Annotated in this window: 1 protein-coding gene; it reads right to left on the bottom strand. The window is 65.5% G+C overall.

The genetic code is table 11. From position 1 onward, the window contains the following. Nucleotides 1-95: 95 nt before the first annotated feature. Nucleotides 96-1,730 (bottom strand): transposase (locus ACFYTS_RS36530; RefSeq protein WP_387309765.1); only part of this gene is annotated, 1,635 nt, incomplete at its 5' end.

Genomic DNA, 1,730 nt, shown 5'->3' with positions numbered 1-1,730 from the left:
GAGCCTGTTGCAGAATCACTTGCCAGGCTGATAGCCCGCGCTTTGAATCACATTCGGGGACAGGAGGGTTGGTGCGGTCGGGTTCTGGTGGTGGTTCAGGCCGCGGTGCTCGCTCGGTGGATCTTCATGAGGTTGAACGCGGTAGCCGCCAGATGCAGTTCGCTGGTGGCGTTTTCCAGTCCGCGGCGTGAGAACCGATCGATGATCTTCTTGAGATTGCCGATCCCGGGTTCGACGGTCGCGCCGCGCCGCTTGTAGAGCGCTCGCCCCTCGGGTGTCCGCAGCCGGTGCCTGTTGGCCTCGCGCGGAGTCGCATCCTGCGGTGGCAGACCTTGGGCAGGCTCCAAAGTCGCAGCCAATGCCTGGTCACGATCCTTCCCCAGAGCGATGAGGCGGTCCGGTCCTGCCGCGGCCAGGTTCGCATCACTGCTGTATCCGGCGTCGGCCAGCACGGTGCCGATCACGTGATCGGTGCTGGCAGTGACGGCGAACATCCGATCGGCGACGTCTTGGGCGGCATGCATCATCGGCAGGAAGCATCCTTGATCGTTGGTCGACTGGCCGACCTGGACAGCGACGATGAGTTGGTCGCCGGTAACCGCGATCTGGGCGTTGTAACCCTGCAGGAACCCCTTGCGGGTCGGCATGACCCGCGACTGCGGATCGGTGGTGTTGGCCACCACCTTCGGCAACGAATTCGCCGCGGATGCCCGCTCGGCGGCGATCGCCGCGGCGCGTTCCGCGTTGCGCACCACTTGTCGTGCTCGCTGGACCCGTTTGCTGGCGTCCATCGGCAGCGGTGGTCGACCCATCGGCTTCTTCCCTGCAGCGATCAATGCGGCATGGCGGTCGAGTTTGGCCTGGTGCGTAGCGATTTCCCGGGCCAGGTGCGCCCGCGCTTCGGGCAACCGGTGCGGTCCGTCCGGAATTCGCCCGCGGACCGGCTTGCCCTGCTCAGAGCGGCGGCGACGCGCAATCGCGGCCGCCTCTCGCTGTTCGTCGGCACGGTCGAGCTGCTGGTGCCGGTCGCGCAGCTCCTGCGCGGCCCGCTGGATTCGTTCGGCTCGCCGGGTTCGGTCGCGCAGAACCGTTGGGACACGGTCGGTTCCGTCGTGAACGATGTCCGCGACAATGTCCTCGGCCCGGTCGGTGTTCTCCGACTCGGTGACCATGTCGGCCACCTGTCGGTCGAACCACTCCCTGCCACGGTTGGCGTCGATCGAGGCATTCGCCGCGATCTTCGTCCCGTCGATCGCGACCGTTCCGAACCGGCACAAGCCAGCCCTGGCAGCGATCATCAACACCTGAGAGAACAAGTCGCTGAACACATCTCGCGACTCCGCACGGAATCTCGCGATCGTCGTGTGGTCCGGGCCGTCCTGAGCACACAGCACCCGAAACGCGACATCGGTGACGCACGTCCGCTCGATCTGCCGTGACGACCGCACACCCTGGCAATACGCATACACCATCAGCGCCAACAACATTCGCGGGTCGTAACCCGCCGCACCCGCGCCACCCCGACGACGGGTCGCCCGTTCCAACCCGGAGGTGTCGAGGACCTCGATCGTGTCCAGCACGAACCACACCAGATGATCCGGCGGCAACCACTCGCGCATATCCACCGGCAACAACATCAGCTGATCACGCAGCACGGGACGATACGACTTGGCCACGCCATATCCTCCCAGCCCCACCCCGCTCCGCGAAATCGATTCTGCAACAGGCTC

The sequence above is a fragment of the Nocardia sp. NPDC004151 genome, from assembly GCF_042874235.1.
In the GTDB taxonomy this organism is placed as follows: domain Bacteria; phylum Actinomycetota; class Actinomycetes; order Mycobacteriales; family Mycobacteriaceae; genus Nocardia.
Note: the sequence above shows the minus strand (reverse complement) of the source record. Positions and strands in the feature narration are given on the sequence as shown.